Source organism: Antarctobacter sp. (assembly GCF_034670325.1).
Taxonomy (GTDB): Bacteria; Pseudomonadota; Alphaproteobacteria; order Rhodobacterales; family Rhodobacteraceae; genus Antarctobacter.
Genome location: NZ_JAXMNR010000013.1, coordinates 16,345 through 31,060, shown reverse-complemented (window position 1 = coordinate 31,060; position 14,716 = coordinate 16,345). Strand labels below are relative to the sequence as shown.

17 protein-coding genes are annotated in these 14,716 nt (G+C 62.2%); 12 read left to right on the top strand and 5 right to left on the bottom strand.

Annotation, left to right across the window (positions count from 1 at the left end; genetic code table 11):
- Positions 1-87: 87 nt before the first annotated feature.
- Positions 88-588, bottom strand: a complete 501-nt coding sequence (locus tag VOI21_RS22970; protein WP_323772305.1) for a YbjN domain-containing protein — start codon at positions 586-588, stop codon at positions 88-90.
- A gap of 181 nt (positions 589-769) precedes the next feature.
- Positions 770-1,696, bottom strand: a complete 927-nt coding sequence (pcaQ, locus tag VOI21_RS22965) for a pca operon transcription factor PcaQ (protein ID WP_323772304.1) — start codon at positions 1,694-1,696, stop codon at positions 770-772.
- Positions 1,697-1,786: 90 nt separating this feature from the next.
- On the opposite strand from pcaQ, the gene pobA reads away from it, so the two are divergent.
- The 5 genes from pobA to VOI21_RS22940 all read left to right on the top strand — a co-directional run bounded on the left by pobA (position 1,787) and on the right by VOI21_RS22940 (position 5,726).
- On the top strand, positions 1,787-2,956 hold the full coding sequence (pobA, locus tag VOI21_RS22960) for a 4-hydroxybenzoate 3-monooxygenase (protein WP_323772303.1): 1,170 nt from the start codon (positions 1,787-1,789) through the stop codon (positions 2,954-2,956).
- Positions 2,957-3,011: 55 nt separating this feature from the next.
- The gene (gene pcaC / locus VOI21_RS22955) at positions 3,012-3,425 is read left to right on the top strand and encodes a 4-carboxymuconolactone decarboxylase (protein ID WP_323772302.1); all 414 of its coding nucleotides are present in this window, start codon (positions 3,012-3,014) and stop codon (positions 3,423-3,425) included.
- 12 nt (positions 3,426-3,437) lie between these two features.
- Positions 3,438-4,166 (top strand): protocatechuate 3,4-dioxygenase subunit beta, encoded by a 729-nt coding sequence (gene pcaH, locus VOI21_RS22950; protein WP_323772301.1) that lies wholly within the window; start codon positions 3,438-3,440, stop codon positions 4,164-4,166.
- Positions 4,167-4,169: 3 nt separating this feature from the next.
- Complete coding sequence (pcaG, locus tag VOI21_RS22945; protein ID WP_323772300.1) at positions 4,170-4,790, top strand: protocatechuate 3,4-dioxygenase subunit alpha; 621 nt, start codon at positions 4,170-4,172, stop codon at positions 4,788-4,790.
- A gap of 102 nt (positions 4,791-4,892) precedes the next feature.
- Positions 4,893-5,726 (top strand): 3-keto-5-aminohexanoate cleavage protein, encoded by an 834-nt coding sequence (locus VOI21_RS22940; RefSeq protein ID WP_323772299.1) that lies wholly within the window; start codon positions 4,893-4,895, stop codon positions 5,724-5,726.
- A 64-nt stretch (positions 5,727-5,790) separates the two neighbouring features.
- Here the strand turns inward: VOI21_RS22940 and VOI21_RS22935 are convergent, their stop codons facing one another.
- Entirely contained in the window at positions 5,791-6,336 is a 546-nt protein-coding gene (locus VOI21_RS22935) for a DUF3859 domain-containing protein (RefSeq protein WP_323772298.1), read from the bottom strand.
- A 145-nt stretch (positions 6,337-6,481) separates the two neighbouring features.
- Positions 6,482-8,080, bottom strand: coding sequence for a phosphoenolpyruvate carboxykinase (locus VOI21_RS22930; protein WP_323772297.1), 1,599 nt, complete (start codon positions 8,078-8,080; stop codon positions 6,482-6,484).
- 336 nt (positions 8,081-8,416) lie between these two features.
- Here VOI21_RS22930 and VOI21_RS22925 point away from each other — a divergent pair, with 336 nt between their 5' ends.
- Genes VOI21_RS22925 through VOI21_RS22895 form a run of 7 tightly spaced genes read left to right on the top strand, consistent with a single transcriptional unit; the run spans position 8,417 to position 13,831 of the window.
- The gene (locus VOI21_RS22925) at positions 8,417-9,118 is read left to right on the top strand and encodes a response regulator transcription factor (protein WP_323772296.1); all 702 of its coding nucleotides are present in this window, start codon (positions 8,417-8,419) and stop codon (positions 9,116-9,118) included.
- 3 nt (positions 9,119-9,121) lie between these two features.
- The gene (locus tag VOI21_RS22920) at positions 9,122-10,840 is read left to right on the top strand and encodes a sensor histidine kinase (protein WP_323772295.1); all 1,719 of its coding nucleotides are present in this window, start codon (positions 9,122-9,124) and stop codon (positions 10,838-10,840) included.
- Between the two features lie 9 nt (positions 10,841-10,849).
- Positions 10,850-11,266, top strand: a complete 417-nt coding sequence (locus VOI21_RS22915; protein WP_323772294.1) for a serine kinase — start codon at positions 10,850-10,852, stop codon at positions 11,264-11,266.
- Between the two features lie 2 nt (positions 11,267-11,268).
- Positions 11,269-12,198, top strand: a complete 930-nt coding sequence (gene rapZ / locus VOI21_RS22910; RefSeq protein WP_323772293.1) for an RNase adapter RapZ — start codon at positions 11,269-11,271, stop codon at positions 12,196-12,198.
- Positions 12,195-12,593, top strand: a complete 399-nt coding sequence (locus VOI21_RS22905) for a PTS fructose transporter subunit IIA (RefSeq protein WP_323772292.1) — start codon at positions 12,195-12,197, stop codon at positions 12,591-12,593. Before rapZ ends, VOI21_RS22905 begins: the two co-directional genes overlap by 4 nt.
- Before the next feature lie 35 nt (positions 12,594-12,628).
- A complete protein-coding gene (locus tag VOI21_RS22900; protein WP_323772291.1) occupies positions 12,629-12,907 on the top strand; it encodes an HPr family phosphocarrier protein in 279 nt (92 codons plus the stop codon).
- Between the two features lie 45 nt (positions 12,908-12,952).
- The gene (locus tag VOI21_RS22895; RefSeq protein WP_323772290.1) at positions 12,953-13,831 is read left to right on the top strand and encodes a lysophospholipid acyltransferase family protein; all 879 of its coding nucleotides are present in this window, start codon (positions 12,953-12,955) and stop codon (positions 13,829-13,831) included.
- A 15-nt stretch (positions 13,832-13,846) separates the two neighbouring features.
- Here the strand turns inward: VOI21_RS22895 and VOI21_RS22890 are convergent, their stop codons facing one another.
- Complete coding sequence (locus tag VOI21_RS22890) at positions 13,847-14,704, bottom strand: SDR family oxidoreductase (protein WP_323772289.1); 858 nt, start codon at positions 14,702-14,704, stop codon at positions 13,847-13,849.
- Positions 14,705-14,716: the final 12 nt, after the last annotated feature.

The window sequence follows — 14,716 nt, the reverse complement described above, 5'->3', positions numbered from 1 at the left end:
AATAATCCGCAAAAAGAAGAAGGGGCGCCGCCGTCGCGCCGCCCCTCAGGTTTTCCTGGGTTACTGATTACAAAACTGAAAACCGGGTCAGGCCCGGCCATAAGCCTCTGCGATGGCGATTTGCAGCGACTCTTTTGGCGTCTTGTCGGTCCAGACCATCAGCTGAAACGCCGGGTAATAGCGTTCCGCGCTCATCACGGCGGCGGTGATCATGGTGTCGATCTGTTCGGCGCTGGCGATATTGCCGCCCGAGAGGACCAGGCCGTATTTGTAGACCATCAGCTTTTGCTCGGCCCAATAGCTGAAGGCCCCGGCCCAGCACTGGTCGTTGACGCGGTTCAAGCCTTCGTAAAGATCCGGTAGCCGCGCCTCTGGCGGCTCCATCTCGAAGGTGCAGATCATGCGCAACGTCTCGTCGTAGGCGGACCAGGCGAGGGTGATCGAGTAGGTGCGCCATTGGCCTTCGACCGCCATGGCGATCTGATCCTCGGCGATGCGGTCGAAGTCCCAGTCGTTGAACTCGGCGATATGCTCGACGAGGTCGATCGGGTGCACGTCATCGGTGATGTACTGCTCGGACAGGGCCATGTGGACACCTCTCTGGTTATCGCGTTTGGGTGGCAGAGTCGCCCCTAACGCTTGCTGCCTGCTCTAGGGCCTGCGGGCTTTCCGCGGGCCCTTACCAGATATGGTGCCTGTCCCGGCGGGGGTGTGTAAAGCGATATTTTGGTAACGGACGCATTAAGTTGTGGATGACTCCGATTCGACGTCACGATGTGGGTAAAGACTGTGCTTCGTGTCGCAGGGCGCGTTCAAACAATTGCCTGCTGCGCGAGGCGGCGGTCTCTGGCCGGGTCATCAACCCGACAGGACCGGCGGTCAGGGTCAGGTCCAGCGGCAGCGCGACCAATGCCCCATCTTCGACCTCGGGGGCAACCACGCCTTCGGAAATGAACCACAGCGCGTCGGAGGCGCGCAGGAAGCGCCGCCCAAAGGCCCCCGAGACACAGTCGATCCGGTCGGGAAACGGGCCAAGCCCCTGCGCGACACACCAGCGGTCCACAAGCGGGCGGATGGCGGCCCCTTCGGGCGGGTAGAGCACCGGCCAGTCCGACAGGTCCTGTGGGGCAAGGCCGGGGCGTTGGGCCAGCGGGTGATCCACCCGCGCCACGCAGACGACGCGTTCAAGGTAGAGTTGGGTAAAGGAAACGCCCGCCATGGTCTCGGGCGCGCCCATGCGGCCAAGCACCAGATCCAGCGCGCCCGCCAGCAACTCGCGCGTCAGGGCGCCGTGCGTGCCGTCGCGCAGCACCAGCCGGGTGGTGGGCGACAGGGCGCGGAACCGGGTCACAACGCGGGGCATCAGCCGCACCGCCACGCTGGGCAGGGCCCCGACGCGCAACACCTCTGCCCCGCCTTCGCGCAGCTCCGCCACGCCCGACACCCCGCGCCGGAGCGCCGCAAGGCTTTGCCCGGCGAATTCCAGAAACACCTCTCCCTCTGGTGTCAGGCGCACCCCTCCGCGGTCCCGCGTCATCAGGGCTGCGCCCAGCGTTTCTTCCAACTCCTTGAGGGTCTTGGACAGGGCGGGTTGCGTCAGGTTCAGCTCGGCGCAAGCGCCCTTGAGGCTGCCTTGGCGGGCGATGGCGGTGACGGCCTCAAGATGGCGCAACTTGATCCGGCGATCCAGCATCATACTTTCCCTTTTGGACAACTATACGTCGCAAGATGTCATTTTACATGTCTGTAAGGTTCATTCTAGTCTGCGTTCAAAGGGGAGGACATCATGCGAACTCAAGTCTGCATCATCGGCGGCGGCCCGTCGGGCCTGTTGCTCAGCCAGTTGCTGCACACGAAAGGCATCGACAGCGTCGTCCTTGAGCGCAAGACCAAGGACTATGTCCTTGGCCGCATCCGCGCCGGTATTCTGGAGACCGGGATGGTGGACCTGATGCGCGAGGCGGGTGTCGGGGCGCGGATGGACCGCGAATGCATCGTACACGACGGCACCATCATCTCTTATGGCGACGAACAGTTCGGCATCAATTTCAAAGACCTGACCGGCAGCCACGTGGTCGTTTACGGCCAGACAGAAGTGACGCGCGACCTGTATGAGGCGCGCGAAAAGGCCGATGGCAAGATCGTCTTCAACGTCGAGAACGTGCAGATCAATGACGCCGACAGCGATGCGCCCTACGTGACCTATGAGGTGGATGGCACGGCGGCGCGGATCGACTGCGATTTTGTCGCCGGGTGCGACGGGTTCCACGGTGTCAGCCGCCAGACCATCCCGCTGACGGTCCGCAAGGAATACGAAAAGCTGTATCCCTTTGGCTGGCTGGGCGTGCTGTCGGAAACCCCGCCGGTCCACGAAGAACTGATCTATGCCAGTTCCGAACGTGGCTTTGCCCTGTGTTCGATGCGCAACGAAAACCTCAGCCGCTATTACATCCAGTGTTCGCTGTCCGACAGCCCGGACGACTGGACCGACGATGCCTTTTGGGAAGAGCTGAAGCGCCGCATCCCGGCAGAGGCTGCGGAAAACCTGATCACCGGCCCGACAATCGAAAAGAGCATCGCGCCGCTGCGGTCGTTCGTGACCGAGCCGATGCGCTGGGGGCGGTTGTTCCTGTGCGGCGATGCGGCCCATATCGTGCCGCCCACCGGGGCCAAGGGGCTGAACACAGCGGCCAGCGACATCCACTACCTGTATAACGGGCTGGTGCAGTTCTATCAGTCCGGCGACAGCGCGGGCATCGACAGCTATTCGGAAAAGGCACTGGCACGGATCTGGAAGGCCGAGCGGTTCAGTTGGTGGATGACCACGCTGCTGCACAGGTTCCCCGATCAGAACGCCTTTGACCTGAAGATCCAGCTTGCCGACATTGAGTTCCTGCGCTCCAATCGGGATGCGCAAGCGGTGATGGCCCAGAATTACATCGGGCTGCCTTACTGAAGGTGGGCGAAATCCCCCGAGTGCAAGCCCTGCCCAGACCGGACCGGAGACAACCATGACCAACCGATATGACACCGGGATGCAGGTGCGCCGCCGGATTCTTGGCGATGCCCATGTGGACCGCGCCGAGGCGGCAAAGACACCGTTCGACCTGCCGTTTCAGACCATGATCACCGAAGGCGCATGGGGCACTGTCTGGGCCTCTGACCAGATCAGTGACCGTGAACGGTCTATGATTACGCTGGCGCTGCTGGCGGCGCTTGGTAACTTTGACGAAATTCCGATGCATATCCGCGCCACCGCCCGCACCGGGGCGAGCAAGCAGGATGTGCTGGAGGCGTTTCAACACGTTGCGATCTATGCTGGCGTGCCGCGCGCGAACCACGCGCTGAAGCTGGCCAAGCAGACCTATGCCGAGATGGAGGCCCAGGACACCGCGCAAGATACTGCGCCGTCCGGGGACAAGTGAGGAGAGACCGACATGCCCAGCCAAAGCGAATTCTATCAGCGGGACCGAGAACGGCACCCGCCCGCCTACGCCAAGGACTACAAGACGAGCGTTGCCCGCTCGCCGCAGTATTCGCCGATCAGTTTGCAGAACTCGGTCTCCGAGATCACCGGGCCGGTGTTTGGTCACAACGACATTGACCCGATGGACCGCGACCTGCTGCACAATTACGCCCAGCCGGGTGAGAGCGCGATTGGTGAGCGGATCATCCTGCACGGGCGGGTTCTGGATGAGAACGCACGCCCGGTGCCGAACACGCTGGTCGAGATCTGGCAGGCCAACGCAGGCGGACGATATCGCCACAAGAAAGACACCTATCTGGCCCCCATCGACCCCAACTTTGGCGGGTGCGGGCGGACGATCACCGATGCGGACGGCTATTACTATTTCCGTACGGTCAAGCCCGGTGCCTATCCTTGGCGCAACTGGGTGAACAGCTGGCGTCCGGCGCACATCCACGTGTCGGTTTTTGGCACCGGCTTTGCCCAGCGGCTGATCAGTCAGGTCTATTTCGAGGGTGATCCGCTGATTGCGAAATGTCCGATCGTCAAGACGATCCCCAATCAGGAGGCGATCGACAGTCTGGTCGCCCTGCTGGACATGAACGCGACGATCCCGCTGGATACCATCGCCTACAAGTTCGATATCGTGCTGCGCGGTCGCCGCTCGACCCTGTTCGAAAACCGTCTGGAAGGAAACTGATCCATGGTCCAGAAACTCGATTATCTCAAGGAAACGCCGTCACAGACCGCTGGCCCCTATGTGCATATCGGCCTTGCCCCCGGTGCGGCCGGGTTTGACATCTACGAACAAGAGCTGGGCTGGGATATCGCCGGCCCCAATGCGGCGGGCGAGCGTATCCGGGTCGAGGGCCTGGTGATCGACGGCACCGGGTCGCCGATCAAGGATGTGCTGCTGGAGGCGTGGCAGGCCAATGCGCAGGGGGTCTATGCCCACCCGGAGGGCGGCGGCGACGTCGAAGAGGGGTTTCGCGGCTGGGGCCGGGTGATCACCGATTTCGCCACCGGCGAATGGGGGTTCGATACGATCAAGCCGGGCAAGACGCCGGGACGCAATGTCGGAACGCAGGCGCCGCATATCAACCTTTGGGTTGTGGCGCGGGGCATCAACCTTGGCCTGAACACGCGTCTTTATTTCGAGGATGAGGCCGAAGCCAACGCCAAGGACCCGGTGCTGAACCTGATCGAATGGGAACGCCGCCGCACCACGCTGATCGCCAAGCGGTCAGAGCGAGACGGCACGCCCGTTTACCGCTTTGAAATCCGCATTCAGGGTGAGGACGAAACCGTCTTCTTCGATATCTGACACCACAGAGGGGGCGGGGTGTACACCCACTGGCCCCCTCAACCCTTTTCCAATTCTTGACAGCGCGGCACCAGACGCCGCCATCTAGGGAGCGCGCCCGCCATGACCAAACCCTGTATTATCTGCGTCGCCATCACCGGCTCCGTCCCGCGCAAGAAAGACAACCCTGCCGTGCCGGTTACCATCGACGAGCAGGTCGAATCGACGCAAGCGGCGTTCGAGGCCGGGGCCAGCATTTGCCACGCGCACGTCCGCAATGACGACGAGACACCGACCTCTGACCCGGAGCGGTTCGCGCGGCTGGTCGAGGGGCTGCAAAAGCACTGCCCCGGCATGATCATCCAGCTGTCGACCGGCGGTCGCTCTGGCGCTGGGCGTGAACGCGGCGGGATGTTGTCGCTGCGGCCCGACATGGCGTCCCTGTCGGTCGGGTCGAACAACTTTCCGACGCGGGTTTATGAAAACGCCCCGGATCTGGTGGACTGGCTGGCCTCGGAGATGCGCACCTATGAGGTTAAGCCCGAGATCGAGGCTTTTGACCTCAGCCATATCTTCAAGGCGGCAGAGATGAACCGCGACGGGCGGATTCCGGGCAAGCTGTATGTGCAGTTTGTCATGGGCGTCAAAAACGCGATGCCCTGCGACCGCGAGGTGTTTGATTACTACATCAAGACGGTCAAGCGCCTGACCCCAGAGGCGGAATGGTGCGCGGCGGGCATCGGTCGGCATCAGGTCGAGGTGAATGAATGGTCCATCGCGGCGGGTGGCCACACCCGCACCGGCCTTGAGGACAACGTGCGCTGGGACAAGAACAGCCTTGCGCTGTCAAACGCCGCCTTGGTCGAGCGCGCTGTGGCGATTTGCGACAAATACGAACGCCCCGTGGCCACTTGGCAGCAGGCGCGCGAGATTCTGGGTCTGCGCGCGGTGGCGTGACCCGGCGCGCGGCGACCGGTACGGAAGGTGGGTTGAAAACCCACCCTACGCCCGGCAGCGGGGGTCAGGACATGATTTCGGCGGCGAAACAGGCCTGTTGCACCGCCGGAACCGTGCCCGGGGCGGTCACCTCGAAGGGTTGTTGCAGCAGAACCCGGCCATCGCGCTCTAGCTGGAACATCCACGTGCCCTCGACCATTTCGTAGTCATGTTCGAAGGTGAACAGGTTCAATGAGGTCTCCCCGAAATTCATCGGCGTGGGCCAGCGTTCGACCGTGACGCCGTTTGGTCCCATGGGCGGATGGGTGACGACAACCGTCACTTCGGGGACCGCAGACCCGGCCGCCAGACTGGCGCGGATGCCAAAGCTGAGGCCCATTTCGGCGGGCACCTGCAAGGTCTGCACGTCAATGGGCCGATCCTGATCGACAAGGTTCAACAGCCCCGACAACGTATCGGGCGCGGGCCGCGTGCCCTGCAATTGCACCTCACAGATGACGCCGAACCCCTCTAGCGTGACCGGCGGTTTTACAAAGGCACCGACCTCTGCAAGGGCAGGTTGACCCACGACAAGGGCGGCGAGCATGGCGGTAAGCGGTTTGGTGGACATGGCGGCATCTCCCGTCGGGGTGGACCGTTAAGCTAACACGACGACAGGTTAGGCGCAGGGGCGGGTTTTGCCTACCCGCCTTGCCTCTTGAAATAAAAAAGCCCCCCGCCAAGGCGGAGGGCTCTTGCCAATCCCTGAGCGGGGATCAGCCGATGGCGACGGCCTTGACGTCTTCGTCGATATAGGGCGCGTATTGTTCAAAGTTGTCGGCGAACATCTGCACCAGCTTTTGCGCCTGCGCGTCATAGGCGGCCTTGTCTTCCCATGTCTTGCGCGGGTCCAGCAGCAGTTCCGGCACACCTTCGACATGCACCGGCACCTCGAAGCCAAAGTTGGGGTCCTTGCGGAACTCGGCGCTGGCCAGCTTGCCCTCAAGAGCGGCATGCAGCAGGGCGCGGGTCGCCTTGATCGGCATCCGGCTGCCGGTGCCATAGGCGCCGCCGGTCCAGCCGGTGTTCACCAGCCAGCAGGTTGCGCCGTGTTTGGCGATCTTGTCGCGCAAGAGGTTGCCGTAGGCCTCGGGGCGGCGCGGCATGAAGGGCGCGCCAAAGCAGGTGCTGAAGGTCGGCTCCGGCTCTGTCACGCCACGCTCTGTTCCGGCGACCTTGGAGGTGAAACCGGACAAGAAGTGATACATCGCCTGCGCCGGGGTCAGCCGCGCGATCGGAGGCAGCACGCCAAAGGCATCACAGGTCAGCATGATGATGTTCTTGGGGTGGCCGCCAAGCGCCGTCTTGGAGGCGTTGGAGATATAGTGCAGCGGGTAGGCGCAACGCATGTTGGCGGTCAGGCTGTCATCCTGAAAGTCGAGATCAAAGGTCTCTTTGTCGAAGACCATATTCTCGATCACCGTGCCGAATTTCTCGGTCGTGGCGTAAATCTCCGGCTCTGCCTCGGAGCTCAGGTTGATGGTCTTGGCATAGCAGCCGCCTTCGAAATTGAAGGTGCCGCGCGGCGACCAGCCGTGTTCGTCGTCGCCGATCAGAACGCGCGACGGGTCAGCGGACAGCGTGGTCTTGCCGGTGCCGGACAGGCCAAAGAAAATCGCCGTATCCACCGGGTTGTTCGGCGCATGGTTGGCCGAACAGTGCATCGCCATGATGCCCTTGCCGGGCAGAATGTAGTTCAGCAGGGTGAAGACTGACTTCTTGTTCTCACCGGCGTATTCGGTGTTCCCGATCAGGATCATCTTCTTGTCAAAGTTCAGCGCGATCACCGTTTCGGTGTTGCAGCCATGCTTTTCCGGGTCCGCCTTGAAGGTCGGGCAGTTGATAATGGTGAAATCGGCGGTGAAGCTGTCCAGATCCTCACGGTCGGGACGGCGCAGCATGTGGCGGATGAACAGGCCGTGCCATGCCAGTTCCGTCACCATGCGGACGTCAATCGCATTGGCCGGGTCGGCACCGCCAACAAGGTCCTGAACGTAGTAATCCTTGCCCTTCATATGCTCGATCATGTCGGCATGCAGGCGGTCAAAGGCGTCGGGCGCCATCGGCTGATTGTTTTCCCACCAGATCGAATCCTCGACCGAGGGGGTGCGGACAACGAATTTGTCCTTGGGTGACCGACCGGTGTATTTGCCTGTGGTCACCAGAAAGGCACCGCCCTTGCCCAGCGTGCCTTCACCTCGTTTGAGCGCGGCTTCGATCAGCGCGGGCTCCATGAGGTTGTAATAGACATTGCCGAGCCCTTCGATCCCCTGGTCTTCTAGCCGGAACTCTGGGTTCACCCGTCCAAATGTCATTTGCCTTGCTCCTGTCGCAGCGCTTTTCGAAAGTTGCTGTACGGCGCAGTAAAGCGCCCGCTTGGTTCTCTTAACACGTCGCTTTTCGACATGAACAGGACGCAAGTGATCAGTTTGCGCTACCAAGCGCGAGTTTAGCGATACCACGCCGAGGCTTTGCCAAGACTGCCTCAATCCGAAGGAAACAGGTGAGGCTTTTTAGCCATTCCTTTGCCAAATTCGCGTCCGATGGGGCATGGATGGTCGCCTGATTCGCAGATTGGCATTGCTGTAAAGCGGAAATTCGCTGATAGTACGAAAAAAACAGGCAACCAGAGCAGTAACAAGGACAGCGCAATGTCTAAAATCGCCCTCGTGGACGATGACAGGAATATCCTGACGTCCGTGTCGATGACCCTTGAGGCAGAAGGGTTTGAGGTGGAAACCTTCAACGACGGTCAGTCGGCGCTAGACGCCTTCAACAAGAAAATGCCGGATATGGCCGTGTTCGACATCAAGATGCCGCGCATGGACGGCATGGATTTGCTGCAACGCGTGCGGCAAAAATCCAAGATGCCGGTGATCTTTCTCACCTCCAAGGACGATGAGATCGATGAGGTCCTTGGCCTGCGCATGGGTGCCGACGACTATGTGAAAAAGCCGTTTTCGCAACGCCTGCTGGTGGAACGCATCCGCGCGCTGCTGCGCCGTCAAGAGGCGGTGGCTGGCGATGTGGTGGGCGACACCGAAGACACCAAGCTGATGACCCGCGGCAGCCTGAGCATGGACCCGCTGCGCCATGCGGTGACGTGGAAAGGCATGGACGTGTCGCTGACCGTGACCGAATTCCTGCTGTTGCAGGCGCTGGCCCAGCGGCCCGGTTTCGTCAAGTCGCGCGATCAGCTGATGGATGTGGCCTATGACGATCAGGTCTATGTCGACGATCGCACCATCGACAGCCACATCAAGCGGTTGCGCAAGAAGATGCGTACGGTCGACACCGAGTTTTCGGCGATCGAGACGCTCTATGGTATCGGATACCGCTACAACGAAGAGTAAGGGATGGCCCTGGCCGAACAGATCCCCATGAAGGACGACCGGAAGGGCGCGCGCCGCGATGCGGATGTCGTGCTGGGCGACGATTGGGTCGCCCCCGACAGTGTCGTCGAGAAAGAGCTGCGTGACAGTCGCGCGCGGCGGGGTCTTTTCACGCTCAATCGCTCGCCGCTGACGCGCAAGATCATCACGTTCAACCTGATCGCGTTGAATGTGCTGGTGGCGGGCATCTTGTGGCTGAATTCGTCGCGCGACACGCTGGCGGTGCAGCGCGTGAACGCGCTGCAGGCCGAGGTGGAACTGGTCGCCGATGTCTTTGAGGCGCAACTGCCACGCGGGGCGCCGGTCAGCCTCGGTTCCGGGGATGGCATCGACGTGGCGCGCACGGTCGATGAGATCGACCTGCGCAACGGCGTCAAGCTGATGGTCTTTGACAGCGCCAGCTTCCTTGTCGGTGAGACGCAAGGCGACATGGCGCCGATCATTCCACCCGCCGAAGAGGAAAAGCCGACGCTGATTTCGGATTTCCTCAACACGGTCTGGGACGGTGTTGCCGGGCTTTTTACCTATTTTGAGAACACCCCCGATCTGGATCTTGAGGATCGCCTACGCCGCGCGATCGAGGCGGGGGACCCCGGACAAACCCGCGTTGAATCCGGTGGTGGCGAGGGCCAGACCGTCTTTTTCGCGTTCAGCCCGATCCGTCAGGGCGACCGTTTGATTGGCACCATTGCGCTGGTGTCACCGGCGGCAGAGATCGACGCCGCTGTCAGCGCCGAGCGTGAGCGCGTGTTGCAGATGTTTGTCATCGCCACGCTGGTCTCTATCGGCCTGAGCCTCGTACTGGCCTCGACCATCGCCAATCCGATTTCCGATCTGGCCGACGCCGCCGAAATCGGCCGCGACCGCAACCGCAAGGCGCGCACGCCCGGCCGCATCCGCATTCCCGACCTGACCGCGCGCCCCGATGAGATCGGCCGCCTGTCCGGCGCGTTGCGCGGCATGGTTGGCGCGCTCTACGACCGGATCGACGCCAACGAACAGTTTGCCGCCGACGTGGCACATGAGATCAAGAACCCGCTGGCCAGCCTGCGCTCTGCCGTGGGCAGTCTGCGGATGGTCAAGAAAGAAGAACACCGGACCAAGTTGCTGGACGTGATCGAACACGACGTCCGCAGGCTGGACCGGCTGGTGAGCGATATTTCCAACGCCTCCCGTCTGGACAGCGAATTGGTCAAGGAAGAAGAGCAAGAATTCAACCTGCTGGAAATGCTTGGCAACCTGTCGGAATTCCTTGGTCAGGACGCACGCCAAAAGGGCATCGAGTTCATCACCGACCTGCCCAAGAGGCCGGTTACAATCACCGGGCTGGAGCCACGCGTGGCGCAGGTATTTGTGAACCTGATCACCAACGCCATTAGCTTTTGCGAAGATGGGGATGCCATCCGCGTCTGGGCGCGCCGGCGCGACAACCGCGTTCTGGTGGTGGTCGAGGACACCGGTCCCGGCATCCCCGAAGACGCGCTTCAAAAAATCTTTAAACGCTTCTATACCTCGCGCCCGAGCCAGGATTTCGGCAATAACTCGGGGCTGGGTCTGGCGATCTCCAAACAAATCATCGAGGCGCATGGCGGTGTGATCTGGGCCGAGAACATCCGTCCGACCGAGGCGGATGTGACCTCGGAACCGCTGGGCGCTCGGTTTGTCGTCGGCCTGCCGGTCTGACCGTCGCCAATGCGTGAGGTTCTGCACGCCACCTCTGTCGCGGTGGCGGGCCGGGGTCTTTTGATCCGCGGCGCTTCGGGGCGCGGAAAATCTGGACTTGCTCTGGAAATGATGGCGCGCGGCGCGACGCTGATCGCTGACGACCGGACCATCGTCACCCGGCAGGGCGACGTCCTGCTGTTATCCGTTCCGCTACCGCTGCGCGGGATGATCGAGGCGCGTCGAATCGGTCTGCTGCATGCTGATTGCGTCGACAGCGTCCCGCTGATGGCTGTGGTTGATCTGGATGTGGCCGAAACGCATCGTTTGCCACCTATCCGCACAACCCGTCTGCTGGGCGTGGAAGTCTCATTGCTTCACAATTCCGCGTCTGAATATTTCCCCGCAGGACTTGTTCATTATCTAAAGGCCGGAAGGCGAGACTAGAAATGGAACACATGGGACCGGCCAGCGCCCGCATCGTATTTGTCACCGGCCCCTCGGGGGCCGGGCGGTCCAGCGCGATCAACGTGCTGGAGGACCTTGGATTCGAAAGCATCGACAATATCCCGCTCAGCCTGATTCCCCGCCTTGTTGAGGGGGACAGCCCGTTGGCGCGGCCCCTTGCGCTGGGGATCGACGTGCGCAACCGCGATTTCAGCGCCGAAGGTCTGTTGCAGCTTCGCGACGCGATGGCAGAACACATGGGGGTGACGGTCGATCTGCTGTACCTCGACTGCTCGAACGAGGTGCTGGTCCGACGCTATTCAGAAACCCGCCGCCGTCATCCGCTGGCCCCGCATGAAACACCGCAGGACGGGGTGTTCCGGGAAAAGGTTCTGTTGTCGGACGTGATTTCGCGCGCCGATATCCTGATCGACACCTCCGAACTGACGGTCCACGACCTGCGGGCCGAGATGGAAGCCTGGTTCGGTGAGGTCACCAGTCAGGGCATGGCGGTTTCGGTCCAGAGCTTTTCCTACAAGCGCGGGCTGCCGCAGGGGCTGGACGTGGTGATCGACTGTCGATTCCTGCGTAACCCCCATTGGGAAAAGGACCTGCGCGACTTTACCGGGCTTGACCCGGAGGTGGCCAGCTTTGTCGCCGCCGACCCCCGGTACGATGAGTTTCTGGACCGGGCGACCGGGCTGATCCTGCTGATGCTTCCTGCCTGCGTGGCAGAGGGCAAGGCGCATTTCGCCATCGGGTTCGGCTGCACCGGAGGCAAACACCGTTCGGTTGCCGTGACGGAAAACGTGGCTGCGGCCCTTGCACAGGAAGGCTGGCGGGTGTCAATTAGGCACCGCGAGCTGGAACGACGGGGCACGGCGTCCGGGCCCGACAGAGGGACCGGCGTGAGTGGAGTGAAAACCGGGTGATCGGCATCGTAATCGTCGCACATGGTGGACTGGCGCGCGAATACCTCGCGGCGGTGGAACATGTTGTCGGTGAACAACCCGCCATGATGGCTATCTCGATCGAGGCGGACGCCGACCGGGACGCCAAACAGGCAGAGATCAGGGCGGCGGCGGATGCCGTCGACAGCGGCGGTGGTGTGGTGATCGTGACCGACATGTTCGGCGGGTCGCCGTCGAACCTGTCGCTGGATGCCTGCCGACCCGACAACCGGCGCATTCTATACGGCGCCAATCTGCCGATGCTCATCAAACTGACCAAAAGCCGTCACCTCAAGGTGCCCGAAGCAGTACGCAACGCGATGGAGGCCGGGCGGAAATATATTGACAGCCAGAACGTTACGGCTGAGTCCTCCTGAACTTTATTGATCCGCCACGAGAAAGTCCGGTCCCAATGTCCACATCATTTCACCGTGCGTTGAAAATCGTCAACGAGAAGGGCCTGCACGCCCGTGCTTCGGCTAAGCTGGTCGAAGTTGTCGAAGGATTTGACGCGACGGCAGAGGTGGCCCGCGACGGCATGTCCGCAAGCGGCGACAGCATCATGGGGCTTTTGATGTTGGCAGCCGCCAAAGGAAGCACTATTGAAGTCCAAACCTCGGGTCCGGACGCCGAGGCGCTGGCCGATGCGGTCGAGGCCTTGGTGGCGGATCGCTTCGGGGAGGACTGTTAGTCCCGGCACCGGGATTAACGCATAGAACGGGACTGAAGCAGGCGCATGGTCGAAAGCACCCAAGCGACATCCCTCAGGCGTCGAGGCGGGGCGAAGAATCCCGCGCCTTATGACAAACGCCAGGTCAGCTACGCCAACACCTTCACGAATCCGTGGAAGGCGAACGCCATTCGTACGCTTGAATGGCTGACCGGAAAGATCCCGATGTTGCGCATGGTGCGCCGGTTTGAACGGATGGGCCCGGTCGAGGGGCAGGCGTTCTGGAGCCAGGCGCTGGGCATCATGGGGATCGACCTTATGACCCCGGACGAACAGATCGCCCGCATCCCCAAGGAGGGGCCGGTGATCGTGGTGGCCAATCACCCGCACGGTCTGGTCGACGGGATGGTTCTGGCGGAACTGATCGGGCGGGTTCGGACGGATTACCGCATTCTGACACGGTCGCTGCTGACCGGGGTGAAAGAGGTCGAACCTTTCATGATCCCGGTGCCTTTCCCGCATGAGGAAGATGCCCGCGAACAAAGCCTGGAAATGCGCGCGCTTGCGATGGAACACCTCAAGGACGGCGGCGTGATCGTGCTGTTTCCCTCCGGCGTCGTGGCCTCGTCGGAAACGTGGTGGGGGACGGCGGTCGAGGCGGGGTGGAACCCGTTCACCGCCAAGATGGTCCAGCGCTCCGGTGCGACCGTCGTGCCGATCTTTTTTCCGGGCCAGAACAGCCGCGCCTACCAGATCGCCAACCGCGTTTCTGCGACGATCCGGCAAGGGCTGTTGATCCATGAGGTCGTGCACGCCTGCCGACGCCCGCAAAAGCCGGTGGTCGGTGAGCCGATTTCACCGGAGACGATCAAGGCCTTCGAGGGCGGTCAGCGCGAGTTTGTCTCGTGGCTGCGTCAAAAGACGCTGGATCTGCGCGAGCACTGATGGTCCCAGTGATTGCTAGGCGGCGGCGACTGCTGTGGCCTCGGTTGTCCAAAAATCCTTCAGTGTGCGGCTGCCGTGACGCGCGCCAACCATGTCCTGTCCCATGGCCGTCAGGAAAAACTGCGCGGGGCCGTAAATCCGACGCGGGGTGACCCGGGGCAGAATGGTCAGGGCCGCCCGGCGCACCCCGTCCGGCAGACTGGTGACGCGCGCGGGCCGGTTGAGGACCTCAAAGGCCAGTTCGGCAATCTCCCGGTGGCTCAGCACCTCGGGCCCTCCGACATCCAGCCAATCTGTCCCGGCGTCGGTCGCCTCTGCCACGGCACAGGCAAGGTCCGCGCCATGGATCGGGTTGATGCGGTTGTGGCCATTCCCGAACAACCAGACGCGCCCGGATCGCGCCATCGACAGAAAATCCGCCATGTCCGAAAAATAGCCAGAGGGCGCAATCACCGTGGCGGGGATGGAGGATTTGCGCAGGTCATCGACAAAGGCCTGTTTGGCGGCCACCAACGGCACGTCGCGCATTCGGTCCGCGCCCAGCACATGCACATAGGCAAAGCGTTGGACGCCCGCGCGCAGTGCCTCTGCCAGCAGGTTGGCATTGGCCTGATAATCGACGTCGCGATAGCGCAACCCGTCGGTCTGGCGCGTGATCCCAAGGCTGGACACCACCAGATCGGCCCCGTCCATTGCCCCGGAGAGGCTGTCGGGATCGGTGGCCTGCGCCTCTATCAGACGGTCCGCCGGCAGATCGGCGGCGCGGGCCGCGTTGCGGACAAGCGCGGTCACATGCCAGCCGCGACGGCGGTACTCGGACACCAGAAAGCGCCCAAGATACCCTGTCGCGCCGGCGATAAAGACGGTCTGCATGGTGCGCGCCCC

Coding starts and splice junctions, on each gene's coding strand:
- VOI21_RS22970 (WP_323772305.1), bottom strand. CDS start 588: ATGGCCCTGTCCGAGCAGTACATCACCGATGACGTGCACCCGATCGAC.
- pcaQ (WP_323772304.1), bottom strand. CDS start 1,696: ATGATGCTGGATCGCCGGATCAAGTTGCGCCATCTTGAGGCCGTCACC.
- pobA (WP_323772303.1), top strand. CDS start 1,787: ATGCGAACTCAAGTCTGCATCATCGGCGGCGGCCCGTCGGGCCTGTTG.
- pcaC (WP_323772302.1), top strand. CDS start 3,012: ATGACCAACCGATATGACACCGGGATGCAGGTGCGCCGCCGGATTCTT.
- pcaH (WP_323772301.1), top strand. CDS start 3,438: ATGCCCAGCCAAAGCGAATTCTATCAGCGGGACCGAGAACGGCACCCG.
- pcaG (WP_323772300.1), top strand. CDS start 4,170: ATGGTCCAGAAACTCGATTATCTCAAGGAAACGCCGTCACAGACCGCT.
- VOI21_RS22940 (WP_323772299.1), top strand. CDS start 4,893: ATGACCAAACCCTGTATTATCTGCGTCGCCATCACCGGCTCCGTCCCG.
- VOI21_RS22935 (WP_323772298.1), bottom strand. CDS start 6,336: ATGTCCACCAAACCGCTTACCGCCATGCTCGCCGCCCTTGTCGTGGGT.
- VOI21_RS22930 (WP_323772297.1), bottom strand. CDS start 8,080: ATGACATTTGGACGGGTGAACCCAGAGTTCCGGCTAGAAGACCAGGGG.
- VOI21_RS22925 (WP_323772296.1), top strand. CDS start 8,417: ATGTCTAAAATCGCCCTCGTGGACGATGACAGGAATATCCTGACGTCC.
- VOI21_RS22920 (WP_323772295.1), top strand. CDS start 9,122: ATGGCCCTGGCCGAACAGATCCCCATGAAGGACGACCGGAAGGGCGCG.
- VOI21_RS22915 (WP_323772294.1), top strand. CDS start 10,850: ATGCGTGAGGTTCTGCACGCCACCTCTGTCGCGGTGGCGGGCCGGGGT.
- rapZ (WP_323772293.1), top strand. CDS start 11,269: ATGGAACACATGGGACCGGCCAGCGCCCGCATCGTATTTGTCACCGGC.
- VOI21_RS22900 (WP_323772291.1), top strand. CDS start 12,629: ATGTCCACATCATTTCACCGTGCGTTGAAAATCGTCAACGAGAAGGGC.
- VOI21_RS22895 (WP_323772290.1), top strand. CDS start 12,953: ATGGTCGAAAGCACCCAAGCGACATCCCTCAGGCGTCGAGGCGGGGCG.
- VOI21_RS22890 (WP_323772289.1), bottom strand. CDS start 14,704: ATGCAGACCGTCTTTATCGCCGGCGCGACAGGGTATCTTGGGCGCTTT.